At 46.1% G+C, this 19965-nt stretch carries 23 protein-coding genes; 9 read left to right on the top strand and 14 right to left on the bottom strand.

Features of this window, described 5'->3' with window-relative positions; translation table 11 throughout:
* The first annotated feature begins 77 nt into the window (after positions 1-77).
* The 5 genes from QM717_RS00845 to QM717_RS00825 all read left to right on the top strand — a co-directional run bounded on the left by QM717_RS00845 (position 78) and on the right by QM717_RS00825 (position 6432).
* The gene (locus QM717_RS00845; protein WP_415033880.1) at positions 78-542 is read left to right on the top strand and encodes a MarR family winged helix-turn-helix transcriptional regulator; all 465 of its coding nucleotides are present in this window, start codon (positions 78-80) and stop codon (positions 540-542) included.
* Positions 526-2916 (top strand): 3-hydroxyacyl-CoA dehydrogenase/enoyl-CoA hydratase family protein, encoded by a 2391-nt coding sequence (locus tag QM717_RS00840; protein ID WP_415033878.1) that lies wholly within the window; start codon positions 526-528, stop codon positions 2914-2916. The genes QM717_RS00845 and QM717_RS00840 overlap by 17 nt, the downstream gene beginning before the upstream one ends.
* Positions 2917-2986: 70 nt before the next feature.
* A complete protein-coding gene (locus QM717_RS00835; protein ID WP_415033876.1) occupies positions 2987-4168 on the top strand; it encodes an acetyl-CoA C-acyltransferase in 1182 nt (393 codons plus the stop codon).
* 156 nt (positions 4169-4324) lie between these two features.
* Positions 4325-4600, top strand: coding sequence for a four helix bundle protein (locus tag QM717_RS00830; protein WP_415033874.1), 276 nt, complete (start codon positions 4325-4327; stop codon positions 4598-4600).
* 26 nt (positions 4601-4626) lie between these two features.
* Positions 4627-6432 (top strand): acyl-CoA dehydrogenase family protein, encoded by a 1806-nt coding sequence (locus tag QM717_RS00825; RefSeq protein ID WP_415033872.1) that lies wholly within the window; start codon positions 4627-4629, stop codon positions 6430-6432.
* 88 nt (positions 6433-6520) lie between these two features.
* Here QM717_RS00825 and QM717_RS00820 read toward each other — a convergent pair whose 3' ends face one another.
* Positions 6521-6967: an META domain-containing protein gene (locus QM717_RS00820; RefSeq protein ID WP_415033870.1), complete on the bottom strand. Its 447-nt coding sequence runs from the start codon at positions 6965-6967 to the stop codon at positions 6521-6523.
* A 96-nt stretch (positions 6968-7063) separates the two neighbouring features.
* On the opposite strand from QM717_RS00820, the gene QM717_RS00815 reads away from it, so the two are divergent.
* Positions 7064-7588 (top strand): hypothetical protein, encoded by a 525-nt coding sequence (locus QM717_RS00815; protein WP_415033868.1) that lies wholly within the window; start codon positions 7064-7066, stop codon positions 7586-7588.
* A 335-nt stretch (positions 7589-7923) separates the two neighbouring features.
* Here QM717_RS00815 and QM717_RS00810 read toward each other — a convergent pair whose 3' ends face one another.
* Positions 7924-8088 (bottom strand): lmo0937 family membrane protein, encoded by a 165-nt coding sequence (locus QM717_RS00810; RefSeq protein ID WP_415033866.1) that lies wholly within the window; start codon positions 8086-8088, stop codon positions 7924-7926.
* A 127-nt stretch (positions 8089-8215) separates the two neighbouring features.
* On the bottom strand, positions 8216-9415 hold the full coding sequence (locus QM717_RS00805) for an NAD(P)/FAD-dependent oxidoreductase (protein WP_415033864.1): 1200 nt from the start codon (positions 9413-9415) through the stop codon (positions 8216-8218).
* Between the two features lie 159 nt (positions 9416-9574).
* Between QM717_RS00805 and QM717_RS00800 the strand changes: the two genes are divergently transcribed.
* Positions 9575-10117, top strand: a complete 543-nt coding sequence (locus tag QM717_RS00800; protein ID WP_415033862.1) for a superoxide dismutase family protein — start codon at positions 9575-9577, stop codon at positions 10115-10117.
* A 157-nt stretch (positions 10118-10274) separates the two neighbouring features.
* Positions 10275-11471 (top strand): LETM1-related biofilm-associated protein, encoded by a 1197-nt coding sequence (locus QM717_RS00795; RefSeq protein WP_415033860.1) that lies wholly within the window; start codon positions 10275-10277, stop codon positions 11469-11471.
* Positions 11472-11498: 27 nt separating this feature from the next.
* Here the strand turns inward: QM717_RS00795 and can are convergent, their stop codons facing one another.
* From can to QM717_RS00770, 5 genes are all read right to left on the bottom strand, one after another.
* A complete protein-coding gene (gene can / locus QM717_RS00790; protein ID WP_415033858.1) occupies positions 11499-12134 on the bottom strand; it encodes a carbonate dehydratase in 636 nt (211 codons plus the stop codon).
* Positions 12135-12214: 80 nt separating this feature from the next.
* Entirely contained in the window at positions 12215-12898 is a 684-nt protein-coding gene (locus tag QM717_RS00785; RefSeq protein ID WP_415033856.1) for a carbonic anhydrase family protein, read from the bottom strand.
* 24 nt (positions 12899-12922) lie between these two features.
* Complete coding sequence (locus QM717_RS00780; protein WP_415033854.1) at positions 12923-14548, bottom strand: SulP family inorganic anion transporter; 1626 nt, start codon at positions 14546-14548, stop codon at positions 12923-12925.
* 88 nt (positions 14549-14636) lie between these two features.
* Positions 14637-14915 carry a hypothetical protein gene (locus tag QM717_RS00775; RefSeq protein ID WP_415033852.1) on the bottom strand — a complete coding sequence of 93 codons (279 nt, stop codon included), beginning with the start codon at positions 14913-14915 and terminating at the stop codon, positions 14637-14639.
* 133 nt (positions 14916-15048) lie between these two features.
* The gene (locus QM717_RS00770) at positions 15049-15528 is read right to left on the bottom strand and encodes a Dps family protein (protein WP_415033850.1); all 480 of its coding nucleotides are present in this window, start codon (positions 15526-15528) and stop codon (positions 15049-15051) included.
* A gap of 117 nt (positions 15529-15645) precedes the next feature.
* Here QM717_RS00770 and QM717_RS00765 point away from each other — a divergent pair, with 117 nt between their 5' ends.
* On the top strand, positions 15646-16587 hold the full coding sequence (locus QM717_RS00765) for a LysR substrate-binding domain-containing protein (protein WP_415033848.1): 942 nt from the start codon (positions 15646-15648) through the stop codon (positions 16585-16587).
* Positions 16588-16611: 24 nt separating this feature from the next.
* On the opposite strand, the gene QM717_RS00760 is transcribed toward QM717_RS00765, so the two are convergent.
* From QM717_RS00760 to QM717_RS00735, 6 genes are all read right to left on the bottom strand, one after another.
* On the bottom strand, positions 16612-16806 hold the full coding sequence (locus QM717_RS00760) for a hypothetical protein (RefSeq protein ID WP_415033846.1): 195 nt from the start codon (positions 16804-16806) through the stop codon (positions 16612-16614).
* 271 nt (positions 16807-17077) lie between these two features.
* Positions 17078-17275: a hypothetical protein gene (locus tag QM717_RS00755; protein ID WP_415033844.1), complete on the bottom strand. Its 198-nt coding sequence runs from the start codon at positions 17273-17275 to the stop codon at positions 17078-17080.
* Between the two features lie 213 nt (positions 17276-17488).
* Positions 17489-17971, bottom strand: coding sequence for a hypothetical protein (locus QM717_RS00750; RefSeq protein WP_415033842.1), 483 nt, complete (start codon positions 17969-17971; stop codon positions 17489-17491).
* Entirely contained in the window at positions 17968-18636 is a 669-nt protein-coding gene (gene mnmD, locus QM717_RS00745; protein WP_415033840.1) for a tRNA (5-methylaminomethyl-2-thiouridine)(34)-methyltransferase MnmD, read from the bottom strand. The genes QM717_RS00750 and mnmD overlap by 4 nt, the downstream gene beginning before the upstream one ends.
* Complete coding sequence (locus tag QM717_RS00740; protein WP_415033838.1) at positions 18636-19100, bottom strand: hypothetical protein; 465 nt, start codon at positions 19098-19100, stop codon at positions 18636-18638. The genes mnmD and QM717_RS00740 overlap by 1 nt, the downstream gene beginning before the upstream one ends.
* Positions 19100-19768, bottom strand: a complete 669-nt coding sequence (locus tag QM717_RS00735) for a DUF4920 domain-containing protein (RefSeq protein WP_415033836.1) — start codon at positions 19766-19768, stop codon at positions 19100-19102. Before QM717_RS00735 ends, QM717_RS00740 begins: the two co-directional genes overlap by 1 nt.
* Positions 19769-19965 lie beyond the last annotated feature (197 nt).

Genomic DNA, 19965 nt, shown 5'->3' with positions numbered 1-19965 from the left:
AAATCACAAATTTTACACAAATTTATTATGCATGCATAGTACTTTTTATTATCTTTGACAGACTCATCGAAAATCTTATGAAAGACAAAACGATCGATTATGTACTCCGCGCGACCTGGCAAGCCGTTTCACGCATGTACAACGAGGAGGCGCAAAAGTACGGCGCGACGATGGCCACGGGATTTGCATTGCTGAGCATCGACAAGGAAAAAGGCACACCGTCTACCGCACTCGGTCCAAAGATGGGCATGGAAGCCACGAGCCTGACGCGTACGCTCAAATCGATGGAAGAAAAAGGGCTCATCATCCGCAAGCCCAATCCCGAAGACGGACGTGGCGTATTGATTTACCTGACCGATTTCGGAAAGGAAAAACGCGAACTCTCGCGTACGAACGTGCTCAAATTCAACGAAAAAATCAAACAGAACGTGAGCGAGGAACAACTGCGCCATTTCATGGAAGTGGCCGAAACCATCAACGAACTCATACTCGATAAAAATATATTTAATCAGGAAACTGTAAAGGATGAAAAGAATTATTAAGAAAGTAGCAGTCATCGGATCCGGCATCATGGGTTCGGGCATCGCTTGCCATTTTGCCAACATCGGCGTCGAGGTATTGCTTTTGGACATCGTGCCGAAAGAACCGACCGAAGCCGAAATGAAAAAAGGCTTGACCTTAGAAAGCAAAATTGTCCGCAACCGCATCGTCAACGAACATTTGGCCAATGCGCTCAAATCGAAGCCCTCGCCTATTTACCACCAGAAATTCGCAAGCCGCATCACGACCGGAAATACGACCGATGATTTGGCCAAGATTGCCGAAGCCGATTGGATTATTGAAGTCGTTGTGGAAAGACTCGACATCAAAAAATCGGTTTTCGAACAGATTGAAAAATACCGCAAACCGGGAACCTTGATCACCTCGAACACTTCGGGCATCCCGATCCATTTCATGAACGAGGGCCGAAGCGAGGATTTCCAGCAGCACTTCTGCGGCACGCATTTCTTCAACCCGGCGCGCTACCTCAAATTGTTCGAGATCATTCCAGGGCCGAAAACCTCAAAAGAGGTTTTGGATTTCCTGAATAATTATGGCGAGCAATTCCTCGGAAAAACTTCGGTCGTGGCCAAAGATACGCCGGCATTCATCGGCAACCGAATCGGTATTTTTGGGATCCAGAGCTTATTCCATCTCGTCAAAGAAATGGGATTGACGGTCGAAGAAGTCGATAAATTGACCGGTCCCGTAATCGGCCGTCCGAAATCGGCAACGTTCAGAACCGTCGATGTCGTCGGACTCGATACTTTGGTGCATGTTGCCAACGGTTTGTATGAAGGTGTCCCGAATGACGAGGCGCACGATTTGTTCAAACTGCCCGATTTCATTTCGAAAATGCTCGAAAACAAATGGCTCGGATCCAAGACCGGCCAAGGTTTTTACAAGAAAGTCGACAAGGATATTTTGTCTTTGGATTTGAATACGCTCGAATACCGGCCGAACAAAAAAGCCTCGTTCGCGACTTTGGAACTGACCAAAACGATCGACATACCCATCGACCGATTCAAGGTATTGATTACCGGAAAAGACAAAGCGGGTGAATTCTACCGCAAGAATTTCGGCGCGATGTTCGCCTACGTGTCGAACCGCGTGCCTGAAATCACCGACGATTTGTATAAAATCGATGACGCAATGAAAGCCGGATTCGGCTGGGAAAACGGCCCATTTGAAATCTGGGATGCGATCGGTGTCGAAAAAGGAATCGAATTGCTCAAAGCCGAAGGTTTGTCGAATGCGCAATGGGTAAATGACATGCTTGCATCGGGAAACAAAACATTCTACACCGTTAAAGAAGGTGCTTCCTATTATTACGATATTCAATCGAAGTCCCAAAAGAAAATTCCGGGGCAAGACGCATTCATCATTCTCGAAAATATTCGCGAAACCAAGAAAGTCTGGGGCAATTCGGGTGCGATCATCCAGGATTTGGGCGATGGTATCCTGAACCTCGAATTCCGCTCGAAAATGAACACGATCGGCGGTGATGTTTTGACCGGCATCAACAAAGCGATTGATCTCGCCGAAAAAGAATACAACGGACTCGTGATCGGCAACCAAGGCGCGAATTTCTCGGTCGGCGCCAACATCGGTATGATTTTCATGATGGCCGTCGAACAGGAATACGACGAACTCAACATGGCGATCAAATTGTTCCAGGACACAATGATGCGCGTCAGATATTCATCCACACCTGTCGTCGTTGCGCCGCATGGCATGACGCTCGGCGGTGGCTGTGAAATGAGTTTGCACGCGGACAAGATTGTCGCTGCGGCGGAAACCTATATCGGACTCGTCGAATTTGGCGTCGGGGTGATTCCAGGCGGCGGCGGATCGAAGGAAATGGCGTTGCGCGCAGCCGATCAATTCCACAAAGATGATGTCGAACTCAACGTCTTGCAGCAATATTTCCTCGCGATTGCGATGGCCAAAGTATCGACTTCGGCTTATGAAGCATTCGATACAGGAATCCTGCAACACGGCAAAGATGTGATTGTCGTGAACAAAGACCGACAAATCGCCGAAGCGAAAAAACACGCGTTGTTATTGGCCGAAGCCGGTTACACCCAACCGATCCGCAGAAAAGACATCAAAGTCCTCGGAAAGCAAGCGCTCGGGATGTTCTATGTGGGCACCGATCAAATGACAGCCGGACACTTCATCTCCGAACACGACAAGAAAATCGCGAACAAACTCGCCTATGTGATGGCGGGAGGCGATTTATCCGAATCGACTTTAGTTTCTGAACAATACCTGCTCGATATCGAACGCGAAGCCTTTTTATCACTGTGTACCGAAAGAAGAACGTTGGAACGCATCCAATTCATGTTAACCAAAGGAAAACCATTAAGAAATTAAGGACGACGGAAGCGAGATAAAATTCAACTAACTCTCTTTCTTGCTTCCCGACTCTTTTATCCATACCAATATGAAAACAGCTTATATCGTAAAAGCATACAGAACGGCGGTGGGCAAAGCGCCCAAAGGGGTTTTCCGTTTCAAACGCCCCGATGAACTCGCCGCGGAAACCATCCAGTACATGATGAATGAACTGCCCGATTTCGACAAGAAACGCATCGACGACGTCATGGTCGGCAATGCGATGCCTGAAGCCGAACAGGGACTCAACGTGGCGCGTTTGATCTCGCTGATGGGACTCAATGTAATCGATGTGCCGGGCGTAACGGTGAACCGTTATTGCGCCTCCGGACTCGAAACCATCGGCATGGCGACCGCGAAAATCCAAGCCGGAATGGCCGATTGCATCATCGCGGGCGGTGCCGAAAGCATGAGCTACATCCCGATGGGCGGTTACAAACCCGTTCCCGATTATGCCGTGGCCAAAGCCGGACACGAGGATTATTATTGGGGCATGGGACTCACCGCTGAAGCAGTCGCCAATGAATTCAAAGTGTCGCGCGAAGACCAGGACCAATTTGCGTTCCACTCGCACATGAAAGCATTGAAAGCACAGGCCGAAGGCAAATTCGACAGCCAGATCGTCCCGATTACGATCGAACAGACGTTCATCAACGAAGCCGGAAAGAAAGAAACCAAATCCTACACCGTCACCAAAGACGAAGGTCCGCGCGCCGATACCAACCTCGAAGCGCTCGCCAAACTCAAACCGGTGTTTGCCGCCGATGGAAGCGTGACTGCGGGAAGTTCGTCGCAAATGAGCGACGGCGCCGCATTTGTGATGGTCATGAGCGAAGAATTGGTCAAGGAATTGAACCTTACACCTATTGCACGTCTCGTCAATTTTGCGTCTGCGGGTGTTGAACCGAGAATCATGGGAATCGGCCCGGTCAAAGCCATTCCGAAAGCGCTCAAACAAGCCGGAATGAATTTGAACCAGATTGAATTGATCGAACTCAATGAAGCGTTTGCCTCGCAATCACTGGCGGTTATCCGCGAACTCGGGTTGAATCCCGACATCGTAAACGTCAACGGCGGCGCGATTGCGCTGGGTCATCCACTGGGCTGTACCGGGGCCAAACTGTCGGTGCAATTGTTCGACGAAATGAAACGCCGCGGCAACAAATATGGTATGGTGACGATGTGTGTCGGAACTGGACAGGGTTGCGCGGGAATTTATGAGTTGATTTAGTAGAACCAAGAGTCAAGAACAAAGACTTTAAAAATCGATTACATTTTTAAGCCAAAAAGAATTTTTATATGCACAATTTCAAGAAATTAAAAATTTGGAATTTATCAATGGAGATAACTTCTGAAATACATCAAATGAGCTTGACTTTTCCTAGGGATGAAATATAATGGTCTTACAAGTCAAATGAACCGATGTGCGATTTCAATGACTTCAAATATTGCAGAAGGATCTAACAGAGGAAATAGACATTTCAAACATTTTCTTGACATCAGTCTCGGTTCTTCTTTTGAATTACAAACACAATTGCTGATTGCATGTCAGCGGAAATATATTACCGAAGAAATAACAACCCAAACAGAAAATAAAATTATCGAATTTCAAAAAATGATCTCAAGTTTCATAACTGGCTTAGACAAAAGTCTTGGCTCTTGACTCTTGGCTCTAAAATCTAAAATATCATGGCAGAAACAACCGAAAAAGACGTCACCCGAGGAGGCCAATTCCTCGTCAAGGAAACCAAATGCGAAGACATCTTCACTCCCGAGGATTTCTCCGAGGAACAAAAAATGATGCGCGATTCCGTCAAGGAATTTGTCGACAAGGAAATCTGGCCGAACAAGGACCGGTTCGAAAAAAAGGACTATGACTTTACCAAAGAATGCATGGAAAAAGCCGGCGAACTGGGTTTTCTGAGCGTTGCCGTCCCTGAAGCTTATGGCGGATTGGGTATGGGATTCATCGATACCGTTTTGGTGTGCGATTTCATATCGGGGGCGACAGGTTCGTTCTCGACTGCATTCGGTGCGCACACAGGAATCGGGACGATGCCAATTACGTTGTATGGAACCGAAGAACAAAAGCAAAAATACGTTCCAAAATTGGCTTCGGGCGAATGGTTCGGCGCGTATTGTTTGACGGAACCCGGTGCGGGATCGGATGCCAATTCAGGAAAGACCAAAGCCGTTTTATCCGAAGACGGTACACATTATAAAATCACGGGGCAGAAAATGTGGATTTCGAATGCCGGTTTCTGCAGCCTGTTTATCGTATTTGCCCGAATCGAGGACGACAAAAACATCACCGGATTCATCGTCGAAAATGACCCAACGAACGGCATTTCGATGAATGAGGAAGAACACAAACTCGGCATCCGCGCTTCCTCGACACGTCAGGTTTTCTTCAACGAAACCAAAGTACCGGTCGAAAACATGCTTTCTGAAAGAGGAAACGGATTTAAAATCGCAATGAATGCGCTCAACGTAGGTCGGATCAAATTGGCCGCGGCTTGCCTCGACGCACAGCGTCGCGTGACTTCGAATGCAGTGAATTATGCAAACGAGCGCATCCAGTTCAACACGCCGATTTCGACTTTTGGCGCGATCCGATACAAATTGGCCGAGATGGCCACGAGCTGTTACGCCGGGGAAAGTGCGACGTATCGCGCGGCCAAAGACATCGAAAACCGCATCAAGGCACGCGAAGCAGCAGGCGCCTCACACCAAGAAGCTGAACTCAAAGGCGTAGAAGAATATGCCATTGAATGTTCGATCCTCAAAGTGGCCGTTTCAGAAGACGTGCAAAACTGTACCGACGAAGGCATCCAGATTTATGGCGGCATGGGCTTTTCGGAAGATACGCCGATGGAAAGTGCGTGGCGCGATGCACGTATTTCAAGGATTTACGAAGGGACTAACGAAATCAACCGCATGCTGTCGGTCGGGATGTTGATCAAGAAAGCGATGAAAGGCCATGTCGATCTGCTCGGCCCGGCGATGAAAGTGCAGGAAGAATTGATGGGCATTCCCGATTTCAATACGCCTGATTATTCGGAATTGTTTTCAGAGGAAAAGGAAATGATCGCCAAGCTCAAGAAAGCCTTCCTGATGGTAGCCGGTGGTGCCGTTCAAAAATACGGCCCTGAACTCGACGGACACCAGCAATTGTTGATGGCCGCGGCCGATATGCTGATTGAAATCTACATGGCCGAATCGACAATTTTGCGTACCGAAAAATTAGCCAAGCATTCGGGTGAAGAAGCCGCGAAGGAACAAATCGCAATGGCCAAATTGTACCTGTACAAAGCCGTAGATGTGATTACGCAAAAAGGAAAAGAAAGCATCATTTCATTTGCCGAAGGCGACGAACAACGCATGTTGCTCATGGGGCTCAGACGCTTTACCAAATACACCAACATGCCTAATATTGTTGGTTTGAGGGAAACCATTACGGCCAAATTGGTGGCCGAAAACGAATACTGCTTTTAAGCGAAAGATTGTTTTTAGTTGAGTTAAATGTTGAAAAACCGCAAATGCCCTAACAGCAGATGCGGTTTTTTTATGCGGTCAATCGAATTTATCTTTTGGTGAAACGCATGGCGTCGATGTCGCCGCTGATCAGGTGCAATGTTTTGCCGTCGTCACTGAAATTGAACTTATCGACCATTTTCATGTTTTGCAGAAATACGCCTTCACCCTCGCCTTCGCAGAACATTTTGGTCATCGCCAAATTCTCGGCATCAAACCGGATTTCCCCGTCGCTCATGCTGCTGATGGACCCGGTGAAACTGTTGCAGCCTGTACTGCCGCTGACCTTGCTTTCCTTGGTATTGAAAGACAGGAACGGTTTCTTATCGGGATAAAGGTAATTGACTTCTTGTCGTGTTCGGGTCATGTAGGTAAGTTCCCAGGATCCGTTGAGGGAAGCGGGATCGGCTTCTACGGCATCGGTGGCCGACTTCTTGGCATCGCACGAAACAAGCGTTCCTGCAGCGGCAATGAGCAATAAAATGAGTCTGTTCATGATTGTTGTGTATTAAGTTGTTACCTAAAGTTACGCAATTAAACTTGTCCAATCCTCCGGAGATTTCTATTTTAGTAAAAATTTAAAACTATCCTTATGAAAATACTCGGCATCGGTTCCAGAATTGCACATCCGGAATATGGAAAGGGCGTGGTCACCAATGTATCCTCCAAAGATTATTGGGTTACTTTTATCGAAAATGGTCTCGAAACGATTCCACTCAACGACACTTTCGAAGTCATCGAGGCGGCCGAAAATGAAGTCGACACGATCAGTTTCTACGACGTCGAACAAAGCCTGACGCGAATCCTCAAAAAATGGTCAGACGTCACCGAAGTGGTCCCGATCGCCGACAAATGGAAAGGCGGCAAAATGATCATGGAACCCGGGCAATCCGGCGTTCAGGGCAAAGAAGTGCCGATCGATACCTTCTTCAACAAAATCATCATGGTACGAGACCGACTGCGTGTGATGGAGCAAAAAGTCAACGCAAGCAACCTGGGCGACAACGAAAAAGTCGAATTGCAGCAATACATTACGCGCATTTATGGCAGCCTGACGACTTTCAACGTACTGTTCAAATCGCAAACCGATTATTTCGTCGGGGAAAAATCAAAATAGTTTACTCCAAACTTCATCTTAAAGAAAATGAGCTTGTTTTTATCTTTTTGATTGAAGCGAGAAATAAGGATTTTTGTTCCAGTTTTAAGGTTTTTCCGCACGGCGTAGCAGCGCTACGCAGAAGGGAAAAGATGGAAAATGGGATAAAAAGACTATTTCGCAGCCAATTAAAAAGGTAAAAACGAGCTCAATAAAAATAAAAACGGCCGCCTGTTCGAGTAGCGGCCGTCTTTTGCAATATCATTTTATTCTGACTTCTAACAATTATAACCCCATATTTGAATTAGTCTTGGAATAAATTTTGACAGATATTGCGAACCAAACAAACATTATCTTTACAAGGGTTTCCTCCCTTGGATTATTCTTAAAATTACGGCGATGATGGCGATTACCAACAGGATGTGGATTAAACTTCCTCCTCCGAAGCTGTCAAATCCCAAAAAACCTATGGCCCAGATGATAATCAAAATAACTGCTATGGTGTATAATAAATTTCCCATGATTTCTATGATTTTGGTTTCGACTTATTGGTTGAAGCAAAGTTGTCGATTACAGGGACGCGATTTGTTATATAATATTAATCAAATGTTATAGAATTATCAGAAATGCGATTTAGGGAATTCATTTTCAACGGTCAAAGGCAAAAATGGACGCATCCTTGTTGTCCTTGCCCAAAATCAAATCGCGAATGATTTCTGCGGCAATCAAACTAAAGGTAATCCCGTTGCCGCCAAATCCCAAAGCAAAATAACTGTGCGGTAATTTTTTGTATTCGCCGATGTAGGGCAAACCATCCTTGGTCGCCCCAAAAGTTCCGGTCCAACTGAACTCGGGCTTAAAAGGCAGGTTCGGGAATATCTTGTGGAAATCCTGTTCGAGCTGTTTCGATTTTTTGCCTATCAGCGCATCGCGTTTGTCGGGATGGTAAAACAGCTCGTCGCGTCCGCCAATCAGGATCCTGCCATCGGGAGTCGTTCGCATGTACAGATACGGATCGGCGGTGTTCCAAATGAGCACATTGTCGTTCCAGAAACGGTCGGTTGGGTATTGTTCGCTGATTACGGCATAGGTCGACAGCAATTGCACGATTTTCTTGTCGATGAATTCGACGACTTCATAACCCGTGGCATACACCAGTTTTTGGGCATTGATCGTGAATCCGTTTTCGGTTTCAAGCCGCACGCCATGCTTGTGGTGCTTGATGTTGGTAACCGGCGTCCGATCATAAACATTGGATTCATCGTCTATCTTGTATTGCAACAGCCGATGCGCAAAGGCATATGCATTGGTCTGCGCCGCCAAATCCGATAAAATGGCGCCATAGGAATCGATGCCAAAAGTTTCCTTGACCGCTTTTTCATCGAGGTAGCGCAGCTTGAAACCGGCCTCCTGCCTTGCCTTGAATTCGCGTTTGAGCAGCGCGGCATCTTTTTTATAGGCGGCATAATACAGGCTTTTCTTGAATTCGTATTCTTCGAACTGCAGCTCGTTGGCAATCTTCCCGAGTTCATGGATCGCATAGCCGCACAATTGGTAGGCACGTTCGGCATGTTCTTTCCCAACCATACCAATGAGTTCGCACAAGGGCGTATCGATTTCATACTGCAGCAACGACGTACTGGCGCAGGTACTTCCCAGACCGATGGTCCGCGCGTCGACGGTCACACACCGAATCCCTGCCTTGAGCAAATAATACCGCACCAAGGCGCCCGAAATTCCGGCCCCGATAATGACTACCGGCGCTTCGATGTCGCGATCCAGTTTGGGAAAAGTATAGGGCAATCCGTCTTTGATGAGCCAAAATGGAAATCCAGCTTTGAGGTTCATAGGGTTGCATTTTGTGGTTCTTTCAAATGTACAATCCATTTTTTTAACATTTGAAATCGCATTTTATATAATTCCAACCTCGTCCTAATTTTAAGCTAATTTTAGAAATTGGCGGTTTTATTTTTTCTAATTTTGAGATAAATCCTATACAAAACCAATATGAAAACCATCAAAATTACCGCAATTGCCATACTTTCGGGCGTTGTGATCTTTATCGGATGCAAGGCCAACGAAAACAAACCCTCGGCTGGAGAGAAAAAAATCACGGTCAAGCTCGAACCCAAAAGCGGCAGCAAGGTCACCGGAACCGCTGAATTTGTGGAGAAAGACGGCAAAGTGGTCTTTACCGCAAAATTATCGGGACTGGAACCGGGCGTCCATGCGATCCACATCCATGAAAAAGCCGATTGCTCGGCCACAGACGCTACTTCGGCAGGCGGCCATTGGAATCCTACCTTCAAAAAGCACGGCAAATGGGGTGACGCCGAATACCACAAAGGCGACATCGGAAACTTTCCTGCCGATGTCAACGGCGAAGGCATCATCACGATGGCCACCGACGAGTGGTGCATCGGCTGCGGCGACAAAAACAAGGACATCGTCGGCAAGGGCCTGATTGTCCATGAAAAAGCCGATGATTACGTTACCCAACCCACAGGAAATGCCGGTGGTCGTGTCGCTTGTGCAGGAATCATCAAATAGTATATTCCAAAATACTTATGGGCCACGAATTCTCGAATTTCAAAAATAAAATTCGAGAATTCGTGGCTTTCTTTTACACTGTTCCAAACAAAGAATTGTCGTAAATTTCATTTTGCGATGCTGAAAAAAGTATAGCTTTGCAGCTTAAACGCGCGCTATGATTAACCCTTCGGTAAACGGCTGGATCGACAAGTTCTTTTTGGAACAGCGTCCCGTTGTTCCCATTCCCGACGCAGAGACCTTTTACAGGAGCGTTCGGGAATCGGGGTTTATTTACGGGCACATCATCGGGTTCCATACTTCCAAAAAAATCGATGCCTCGCATTGGCTGCGCGATGAAGTATCAAAGACCGCACTGCTCAATATCCTGTACCAAGCCTATTGCCTAGTCACTGGCGATGACAACCCTAAACAGTTTGTCGCCAAGGCAGTGTCGTTTTACAACAAAATGAATCCGCAGGGATTCAATCTTTTCAAGAAGATGCTGCCCGGACATTCGCCTTCGCACAACCTCGAGGAAATCATCGATGAACGCGTACAGACCAATGACAACATCATCAGCAAGAACTTTTCGCACATCGTCACCAATGCCTTGCTTTTTGTGGATGTACTCGCCTTCCAACAGTATTTGACCCAAGGTGAAATTCCCGAGAAATACCTCAAAAAGATCGAAGAAGCCATCATCAGTGTGGTGGCGCTTGCCCTGCAGACCAAATCGAATAAATCGCAGCACGATAAGTTATTGATCAAATTGTTCGAGGCATCGGTGCGCTACAGCAAATTTTCGAAAGTCAACATCCAGAACCTCGAGACACTGCAACTCGATTATTTCACGCACCCATTGGAACAATATTACATCATCGACATGGCCGGGCTTGCAATGTGGAGCGATGGCATGGTGGAAAAAGACGAAGCTTATTTCCTGCACACTTTGGCTGGAATCATGGGGGTTTCGGATGTCTTTGTCGAAGAAAGCATCCTATCGACCAACCAGTTCATCACCCAATACAAAAAAGAAATCCCGTATTTCAATTATTCGAATCCGGTCAAGCACTTCTACGACCAGACGACACAACTGGTCATCACGCTCATTTCGCGCAACCGCAAACGATTGGCCAAGGAAATTTCGCAAAGCAAAGAATTGATGGTGCTGTTGGCGCATTCCACGACGCGCGACCTCGACAAAACCGAAAAGAAAAAAATCAAGAAACAATTGCTCGACATCTGTAAGACCGTACCGTCGCTCACGATTTTCTTGATTCCGGGCGGCAGCCTGCTTTTGCCGATCCTGATCAAATTTATCCCACAGATGCTGCCTTCGGCTTTCAACGAAAACCTGGAGGAAGACGAATAAAAAAAGCCGCAGTAGCGGCTTTGTCATTTACAGTTTCAATTGGTCGACCGTATTGAGGTCGATATTCGAACTCAGGTTGACGCCCAAATCGGTTACGAATCCTGAATTGAGTCCGTACACCCAACCGTGGAGTGTCAATTCCTGACCATTCTTCCATGCCCCTTGTACGATGGATGTCTTGGCCAGATCGTAGACCTGTTCTTTCACGTTGATTTCGACAAATCTGTTGAATCGTTCGGTTTCGTCGATGATGGAATCCAGGTAAGTATGGTGCAAACGGTAGACGTCCTTGATGTGTCGGATCCAATTGTCGATGATGCCGATCGACTGGTTGCCCATGGCCGCTTTCACGCCGCCGCAACCGTAATGCCCGCATACAATGACGTGCTTCACCTTCAACACATTCACGGCGTAATCGAGTACACTGAGCATGTTCATATCGGAATGCACAACCATGTTGGCGATGTTGCGGTGTACGAAAACCTCTCCCGGCTTGGCGCCGATAATCTCATTGGCCGGGACGCGGCTGTCCGAACAACCGATCCACAACAAAGGCGGGGTTTGTCCTTTGGCGAGATCCTCGAAATAATTGGGATCTTTGGCCAGGGTCGATTCGACCCATTGTTTGTTGTTCTCTAATATCTTCTTGTAAAAATCACTCATGGCGTAAAATTTCTATCAAATATATAAAAAACCACCCGCCGGTTAATGGGCCGATGGCTTGTCATTTGCATCCAATGCTTTTAATGTTTGAGGCTTTCTAGTGAAAAATCTGGGTTCTCGCCATCGTTGATGTACAGCGTGTCGTCGTAGAAAGTCACCTCGCCGGTTTCGATGTTGTGCATGCCGCCGACAATACCAATCTGGCCATTCTCGATCATCTGTTCGAGAATGAAACTGCGCTCGATGACACTGTGCACACTGCGCTTCACATTGATTTCAGCCACATTTTCGACAAACGTCGCATTGGAGGCCGAACGGTTGTCCTGTGTCGCTTTCTCGGCATAAACCGCCGGTTGGATTTTGGAAAGCAGTTCGGTCAGGTTGCCCATTTCCACATGGTCGCAAGCTCCTTTGACCGCGCCGCATTTGGAATGCCCGAGCACGACAATCAATTTGGAACCGGCGACTTTGCACGCAAATTCCATACTGCCCAAAATATCGGTATTGACAATGTTCCCAGCGATACGTGCCGAGAAAACATCGCCCAATCCCTGGTCGAAAATCAACTCGGCCGAAGTGCGGCTGTCGATGCAACTTAGGATGACCGCAAAAGGCCATTGCCCGTCGCGCGTGTCGTTGACCTGCTTGAGCAAGTCCCTGTTTTCTTGAAGGTTGCTTACAAAACGTTTGTTTCCGGCTTTCAATAATTCCAAGGCTTTTCTTGGGGTAATCGATGCTTGTAATTCTTTATTTAATGTTTTCATATTGGTGTTTTAGTAGTCTATAATTTAATTTTCAGCGCCCACGACTTCCTTTTGGTGGGTCTTGTGTTCAACCGTTACGGTATGGAAGCCCTCGCTGTTCTCGAGCTCATAGGCTTTCTTGAATCCTTTGAGCTTGACCTTGATGTTCTCGTCGATGGCGCGCGTGGTCTTGAATTCACGGATCAAATCGAGAATATCGTGTGCAATATACACCGTATCGGCGGCATTGATGACCACCTTTGAGTTTTCAGGGATTTCAGCCAAGGTCGATTTGATGGCGGCCTTGTTCAAAAACGACACTTCCTGCGCCAGGTCGATGTGGATGACATCGCCGTCCGCGTATTGTTCCTTGCGGAAATGGTAAGCGCGTTTGAGGTTCCCTTTCAACACAAAAATAATACTAATAGCGATGCCAAGCGCAACCCCTTTGAGCAAATCGGTGAATACGACGCCGATGACCGTTGCGATGAATGGGATGAATTGGTATTTCCCTTTTTCCCAAAAATGCATCACAGTAGAAGGTTTGGCCAATTTATACCCGACCATCAAAAGTACGGCCGCCAGGGTCGCCAAAGGGATTTTATTAAGGATGGCCGGAATCGATACGACGCAGATCAACAACAAAAAGCCGTGGATGATCGTAGACATTTTAGACTTCGCCCCTGCATTATTGTTGGCCGAAGTACGCACGACCACCGAAGTCATCGGCAAACCACCCAGCAACGAACTCACGATATTTCCGATACCTTGCGCCTTCAATTCGACATTGGTGTCGGTGTAGCGTTTCTGGATGTCCATACGGTCGGCGGCTTCGATACACAATAGGGTTTCAATCGAAGCGACAATCGCAATAGTCGCGCCCAAAATCCATACTTTCGAGTTGTAGATCGCGCCCAAATCCGGAGTCATTAGGATGGCTTTGAATTCATCGAAACTCGTCGGCACCGGCAGCGAAACCAAATGCTGTTTGCCGATGGCCAACATGCTGCCAGAAGCAGTGAAGATTTCGTTGAGCACCACACCCAGGATTACGGCCACGAGCGCACCCGGAACGAGTTTGAGTTTCTTGAGCGCCGGTACTTTGTCCCATGAAATCAGGATGGCCAATGAAATGAGCGTAATCACAATCGAGCCGAGCTGTACATAATTGAAGGCACCGAGTAAAGTGGAAATCGTATTTCCGCCATCGACCTGCATAAACGATTGGTCTCCTTCGAAATCTTTGTCGTAGCCCACGGCATGCGGCAATTGCTTGAGGATGATGATGATACCGATACCGGCAAGCATGCCTTCGATTACGTTGGTCGGGAAATAATTCGAAATGCTGCCTGCCTTGATGAAACCAAGCGCCAATTGAAGCACACCCGCAATCAAAACCGCAGTCAATACAGCATTAAAAGTGCCTACATCGGCCAAACCGGTCAACATGATCGCGGTTAATCCGGCAGCGGGACCCGAAACGCTGAGATGCGATTTACTCATATATCCCACGACGATTCCGCCTACCACACCTGCAATAATTCCCGAAAATAACGGGGCGCCCGAAGCCATCGCAATACCCAAACACAACGGCAACGCCACCAGAAAAACCACCAAACCTGAGGCAAAATCAGACTTGAGGTTAGCAAAAAGATTGATTTTTTTTGTCATAATACCTTACTAAAGTTGAATACAAAGAATTTGGCCGCAACAAGACGTGCGGAAACTTCGGCTTTACCAATGGCAAAACCGCGATGTATTAAACCTGTTCGGGAGGCGGGATAAAAATCGTAGCAGAAACGTTGTCGTGTTTCGAAAGATTCTCCGATAAAATCAGGCCCGAAGTGTTGCCTGATAAATTGACGAAAGTAATGTCGTGGTGGAAACGGTATTCGGCCTTGACCTCTTTGTGGTGTTCCTCCTCCGACATGCTGAAAAAGTACGAAGTGTCGCAGCTTTTCTTGATGACACTGACCACGGTCGGCGTCGCCAGGAAGACAACGAACAGCAACAATACTATTTTAGCAGCAAACTTCATGTCGCAAAAATAGACGTAAACCTTACAAATCAAAAGGGGCACTATCAAATTTATACAAAAATTAACATCAAAATAAAGCCGAAATCGTTGGAGTGGATTTCGGCTTTCGTCAGATTTTTCGCTAAATGCTTGATTACAAACTTTCTTCGAGCCAGGCGCGCATCATCCAAATCGTTTTCTCCTGTTCGGCAATGAAGTCGCTCATCATCGAATTGGTTCCTTCGTCATTGATGTCGGCCGATTTATTGAGAATGTCTCTTTCGATTTTGAGCAGATCGGAAAGCGAATTTACGATCAGGTGAACGGCTTTCTCATCGTTGGAAACATTCTTCCCAATGCCGATCTGGTTGTTCTTGAGGTAATCCTCAAAAGTATGAAGCGGTGTGCCGCCGATGGTCAAAATCCTTTCGGCCACCAGATCAATCTTGAGCTGGGCATCGTTGTAAAGTTCTTCGAACTTGACATGCAATTCGAAAAAACGCTTGCCGCGGATGTTCCAATGGATGCCCCGAAGGTTTTGGTAATAGACTTGAAAGTTCGATAAAAGTACGTTGAGTTCGCCAACCATGTGTTCGGATTCCTTGACCGAAAGCCCTAAAATATTGGTTTTCATAAAATTGATTGTATTAAGATTTGTGTTTTGAATGAAGTTTAAATTTACGCAAACTTTTGGCGTAATGGGATAGTGAAATCTTATTGTTTTTTTATTTTTGTATAAAATTTTCCAATAATGACTATTACCCAATTGCAATACGTTCTGGCCGTCGCCGAATACAAGAATTTTACCCTTGCCGCAGAAAAGTGTTTCGTGACCCAGCCCACGCTGAGCATGCAGATCCAAAAAATCGAGGAAGAACTCAACATCCTGATTTTCGACCGCAGCAAAAAACCGATCCAACTCACCGACATCGGGCAAAAAATCGTCAACCAGGCCAAGAATATTGTCAACGAAGCCGACCGCATCAAGGACATCGTCGAACAGCAGAAAGGATTTATCGGCGGCGAATTCCGTCTGGGCATCATCCCGACCATTATGCCGACGTTACTTCCAATGTTTCTCAACAATTTCATCAAGAAATATCCAAAAGTCAAATTGATCATCGAGGAACTCAACACCGAGGAAATCATCACACGCCTCAAGAACGGCCACCTCGACGCCGCGATTGCCGCCACACCGTTAATGGAAGAAAAAATAAAGGAAATCGTATTGTATTTCGAACCGTTCGTCGCCTATCTGCCCGAAAGCCATGACAGTTTCCAGAAAAAAGAAATCGAGGTTTCCGATTTGAATGTTGATGAAATCCTATTGCTACAGGATGGCCATTGCTTCCGCGACGGCATTTTAAATTTGTGCAAGACCGCCGGAAAAAACGAAGCCAATCATTTCCGTATCGAAAGCGGCAGTTTTGAAACGCTGATCAAATTGGCCGACGAAGGACTCGGCACCACGCTCCTTCCCTATCTGCATACTTTGGAGTTGAAGGACAAGGACAAAGCCAAACTGCGCCATTTCGTCGAACCGAAACCCGCGCGCGAAGTCAGTCTCATCTTCCCCAAAACCGAGCTTAAAATCCACATGATCGAAGCGCTAAGAAGTACAATTGCCGGTGTCATCAAAGGCGCGATCGTTTTCCAGAACGTGGAAATCATCAGCCCACTGCAAAAAAAATAAGGAGCCAATCGGCTCCTTTTTTCATCATCCGACAATGGAGATGTAAGGCTTTAATTCAGGCTTTTCATTCGTAAAATTAGTCAGCCATTTTTTGAGTTGTTCTAATTCGTAAGGGAGTAAGTTTTTCAAAGCCTTACGCAGTTCTTTGCAGAAAAGTACCGGATCAAAGCTCACGCGTTCCAGTACCGATTTCGTGTAATCGTAAATCATTCTAGGCATAATGTTAAGATTTAGGGGTTATCTTAGGTATGAACGTAAGGTAAATGTATATTTTTTTTCAAATACCTACCAAATTTTTTACCGATAAAATGCAAAATATATCGATAAAATACACTTTTTATTACTATTTAAAAGTAAAAACCTACAAAAATAACACAACAACGATACAAAAAAAAGAGCAGTATCCTTACAAACAAAAAATCCAAACCACTATGCAACGGCCTGGATTTGAAGTCCATAAAAAAAGGAGCCGTTTAAGCTCCTTTTAGTTTTATTTGTTAACGTAAATCAGGCATTGCCTTAGTTCAGGCTTTTCGTTTGTAAAGCTTAGCAGCCATTCTGTGAGTTGCTCTACCTCGTACGGTAGTAAAACCTTCAGCGCTTTTTCCAATTCCTTGCAAAAAAGCAACGGGTCGAAGCTCACTCTTTCGAGGATGGTCTTCGTGTAAGCGAACATGGTTCTTTTCATAAGATAATAATGTTTCTCGAATTGGTTATTTCAAATGTAGGCAAAAAAGAATTCTGATTTACAAAAGAAACGTTAATTGGCAAATGGGAATGTAAGGCTATACATCCTGTTAATTTTTGGGAGCTTGTTCCTGCTGTCCGCTCTATCTTTTGCCCTGCGGGACAAAAGGATGCCGCTGCCATCAGGGCTAGGGGATTTGCACGCCCAATAACGTCAGTCTAAAATGACCCGACTGTTCTCGGGATTGCGTCTGGAATATTCCACCACAATCGAATCGTCAATCTGGAAACGATGGTCCTTATTGTCATAAGAAAAAGTCTGGTAGGTTTTGCCGTCCACTTCAAATTCGCCCACAAAATACAGTTTGTGGTAACTTTCTCGGGAACCTTCGAAAACATCGACGACTACGCCATCGGTAACCGCGCCATTTTGCTGCAAATCTTTTTCTTTCAAATCATCTGTCCAATGCCCATAAGGTATTCCGACCATCAAAACAGAACCAATCGGGATCAACCAACCCAAGGTCGAATTGATTTTCATCCCATCCAATATCTTATAAAGCAAAAAAGGCACTACCAAAATAATAATCCCATAAGGAACCCATTTCAACACCCCCGATTTGGCATACAAAACCACATCGGGCATCCCGAAAAACAGCAGCAACAAAATACCGATTAAGAGTAAGGTGTATTTCATCCTTGATGCTTAGTAGCCCTGAACATCTCGCGCTTCCCCGGCGGTCCGGCCAATTTCTCGACCGCAAAACCGGCTTCCATCATATTGCGTTTGATGATGCCCCGCGCCGCATAAGTCACTAAGATGCCACCCGGTTTCAACGCATTGTACATTTTTTGAAAAATATCGAGCGACCACAATTCGGGTTGCACGCGAAAACCGAACGCATCGAAATAAATCAAATCAAATGTTTGTTGGTCTTCAATTTCATGGAAAAACTGCTGGCGTTTTGTGAGTGTAAAATCTTCCGAAAGCGCAACCGGTTTTTCCCATTCGCTTTGGTGCATTTGTTCAAAAACAGTCGTTTCATTTGCAGCGTTGAGTTCGCCCACATAATTCATCTGCAGTACTTCATCTGCTGCGACGGGATAAGCTTCCACGCCAACATAATTCACCGATTGTTGATTTTTCCGGGCCTCCAAAAAAGTAATGAATGCGTTGAGTCCGGTACCGAAACCGATCTCCAGAATAGAGATGGGTTTAGCGTCAAACAAACTCAACCCATTCTTAATAAATACGTGAATGGCTTCCTGGATCGCGCCGTGTTTGGAATGATAGGACTCGTCCCAGTCGGGCAAATGGATCGTCGTCGAACCGTCGGAGGTTTTGATGATTTGGCGTTTCACTAATCGGTAATATACAGTTTCTTGATGCGCGGGATTGGGCCGGCACATTTGACCTGGTGGCATTTCAGACAGGCATCGACGCCTTTGTTGAAATGCGCCTTGGCATTCTTGGGATCTTTGTAGATGAGTTCCTGCGCATGAATGAAATTGGCCGCCTGCTCCTTAAAGAAAGCGTCGTTTTCCTTGTCGTCGGTCATCACGGCTTTGTGGATTTGGAGGAAATGGTTCGGGAATTGCCCGATCGTATCGCCTTTTTGGATGCGCTCCTTCAACCGCTGGTTGTCCACATACATCTGTTCCATGAGCAACGACATTTCCGACATCTGGTACATTTCAAACTTCTTGCCTTCGGTTTTAGCCGAATCTTTGGCGCAGGCCGCTTCGTCTTTCTTCGCAGCCTCCTCCTTTTTGGGTTGGCACGAAAAAAGCAAAATCCCGAAAAGCAAAAACGTCAGTTTCCTCATTATTGCTGGATTAAAACGCCATCCGCCTGGAATGCATAAGTAATTTTGGGCTGCGTGATTTTGTCGATTTCTTCCTGCGATTTGCCGCCGTCTTTGGCATAGTGCTTCAATTCATCTACCGAAATCACATCGAGGAAGGCTTTCCCGCTCACGATCGCATCCGAATTGTCAGCGTTGAGCGGTACAAAAAAACCGTAATCCTTGAAACGGATGAACGATTCCTTGTTCTCGGCCAAATCCATTTTCATCCAGCAGCCTTTCTTTTTGCAGACCGACATGATCTTGGACTTGAACTTCACGTTGATCGTATCGCCTTTTTTGAGCGAGGCGTATTTTTGGGTCATCTGCTCTTTGGTCAAGGCTTTGTCGGCGGTTATTTTGTCGCCGAAAGTCGCATATTTTGTATTGGTTTTGGCTTCAGCTTTGAGTTCGGGTTTGGCGGCGTCCTTTTCGCCTTTGGCATCTGCCTTAGCCGGCTCGGTGGTTGGTGCAACGCTGTTTTCCTCGGCAGGAACCGATTCTGCTTTTGTTGCAGCCACCGTATCGTTTTGCACGATCGAATCGACCGGCGTATCGACCTTGGTTTCATCCACTTTTACTTCTTCCGATTCTTTCTTGCAACTGACGAGCGCCAACAGACAGCAACCCAAAACGATTATTTTTTTCATGATTTGATTTTTAAATACTTGAATTCAGATACGCGCAAAAATAACCAGTTTATTCCAACAACTACAAGTTTTTATCAATTTTGTTGGCAATCCGTCAACAAATGACAGGTGTTAAAAAGAATTGAAGAAATCTTAAAATAATCGTCGCCAACTCCCCAAAACTCAGCTATTTTTTTATTATTTTAGCCGAATGAGCA

Origin of the sequence: Flavobacterium sp. (assembly GCF_047602195.1) — a bacterium.
In the GTDB taxonomy this organism is placed as follows: Bacteria; Bacteroidota; Bacteroidia; order Flavobacteriales; family Flavobacteriaceae; genus Flavobacterium.
The sequence above is the reverse complement of the archived record's forward strand: the minus strand, read 5'-3'. Positions and strand labels throughout refer to the sequence as shown.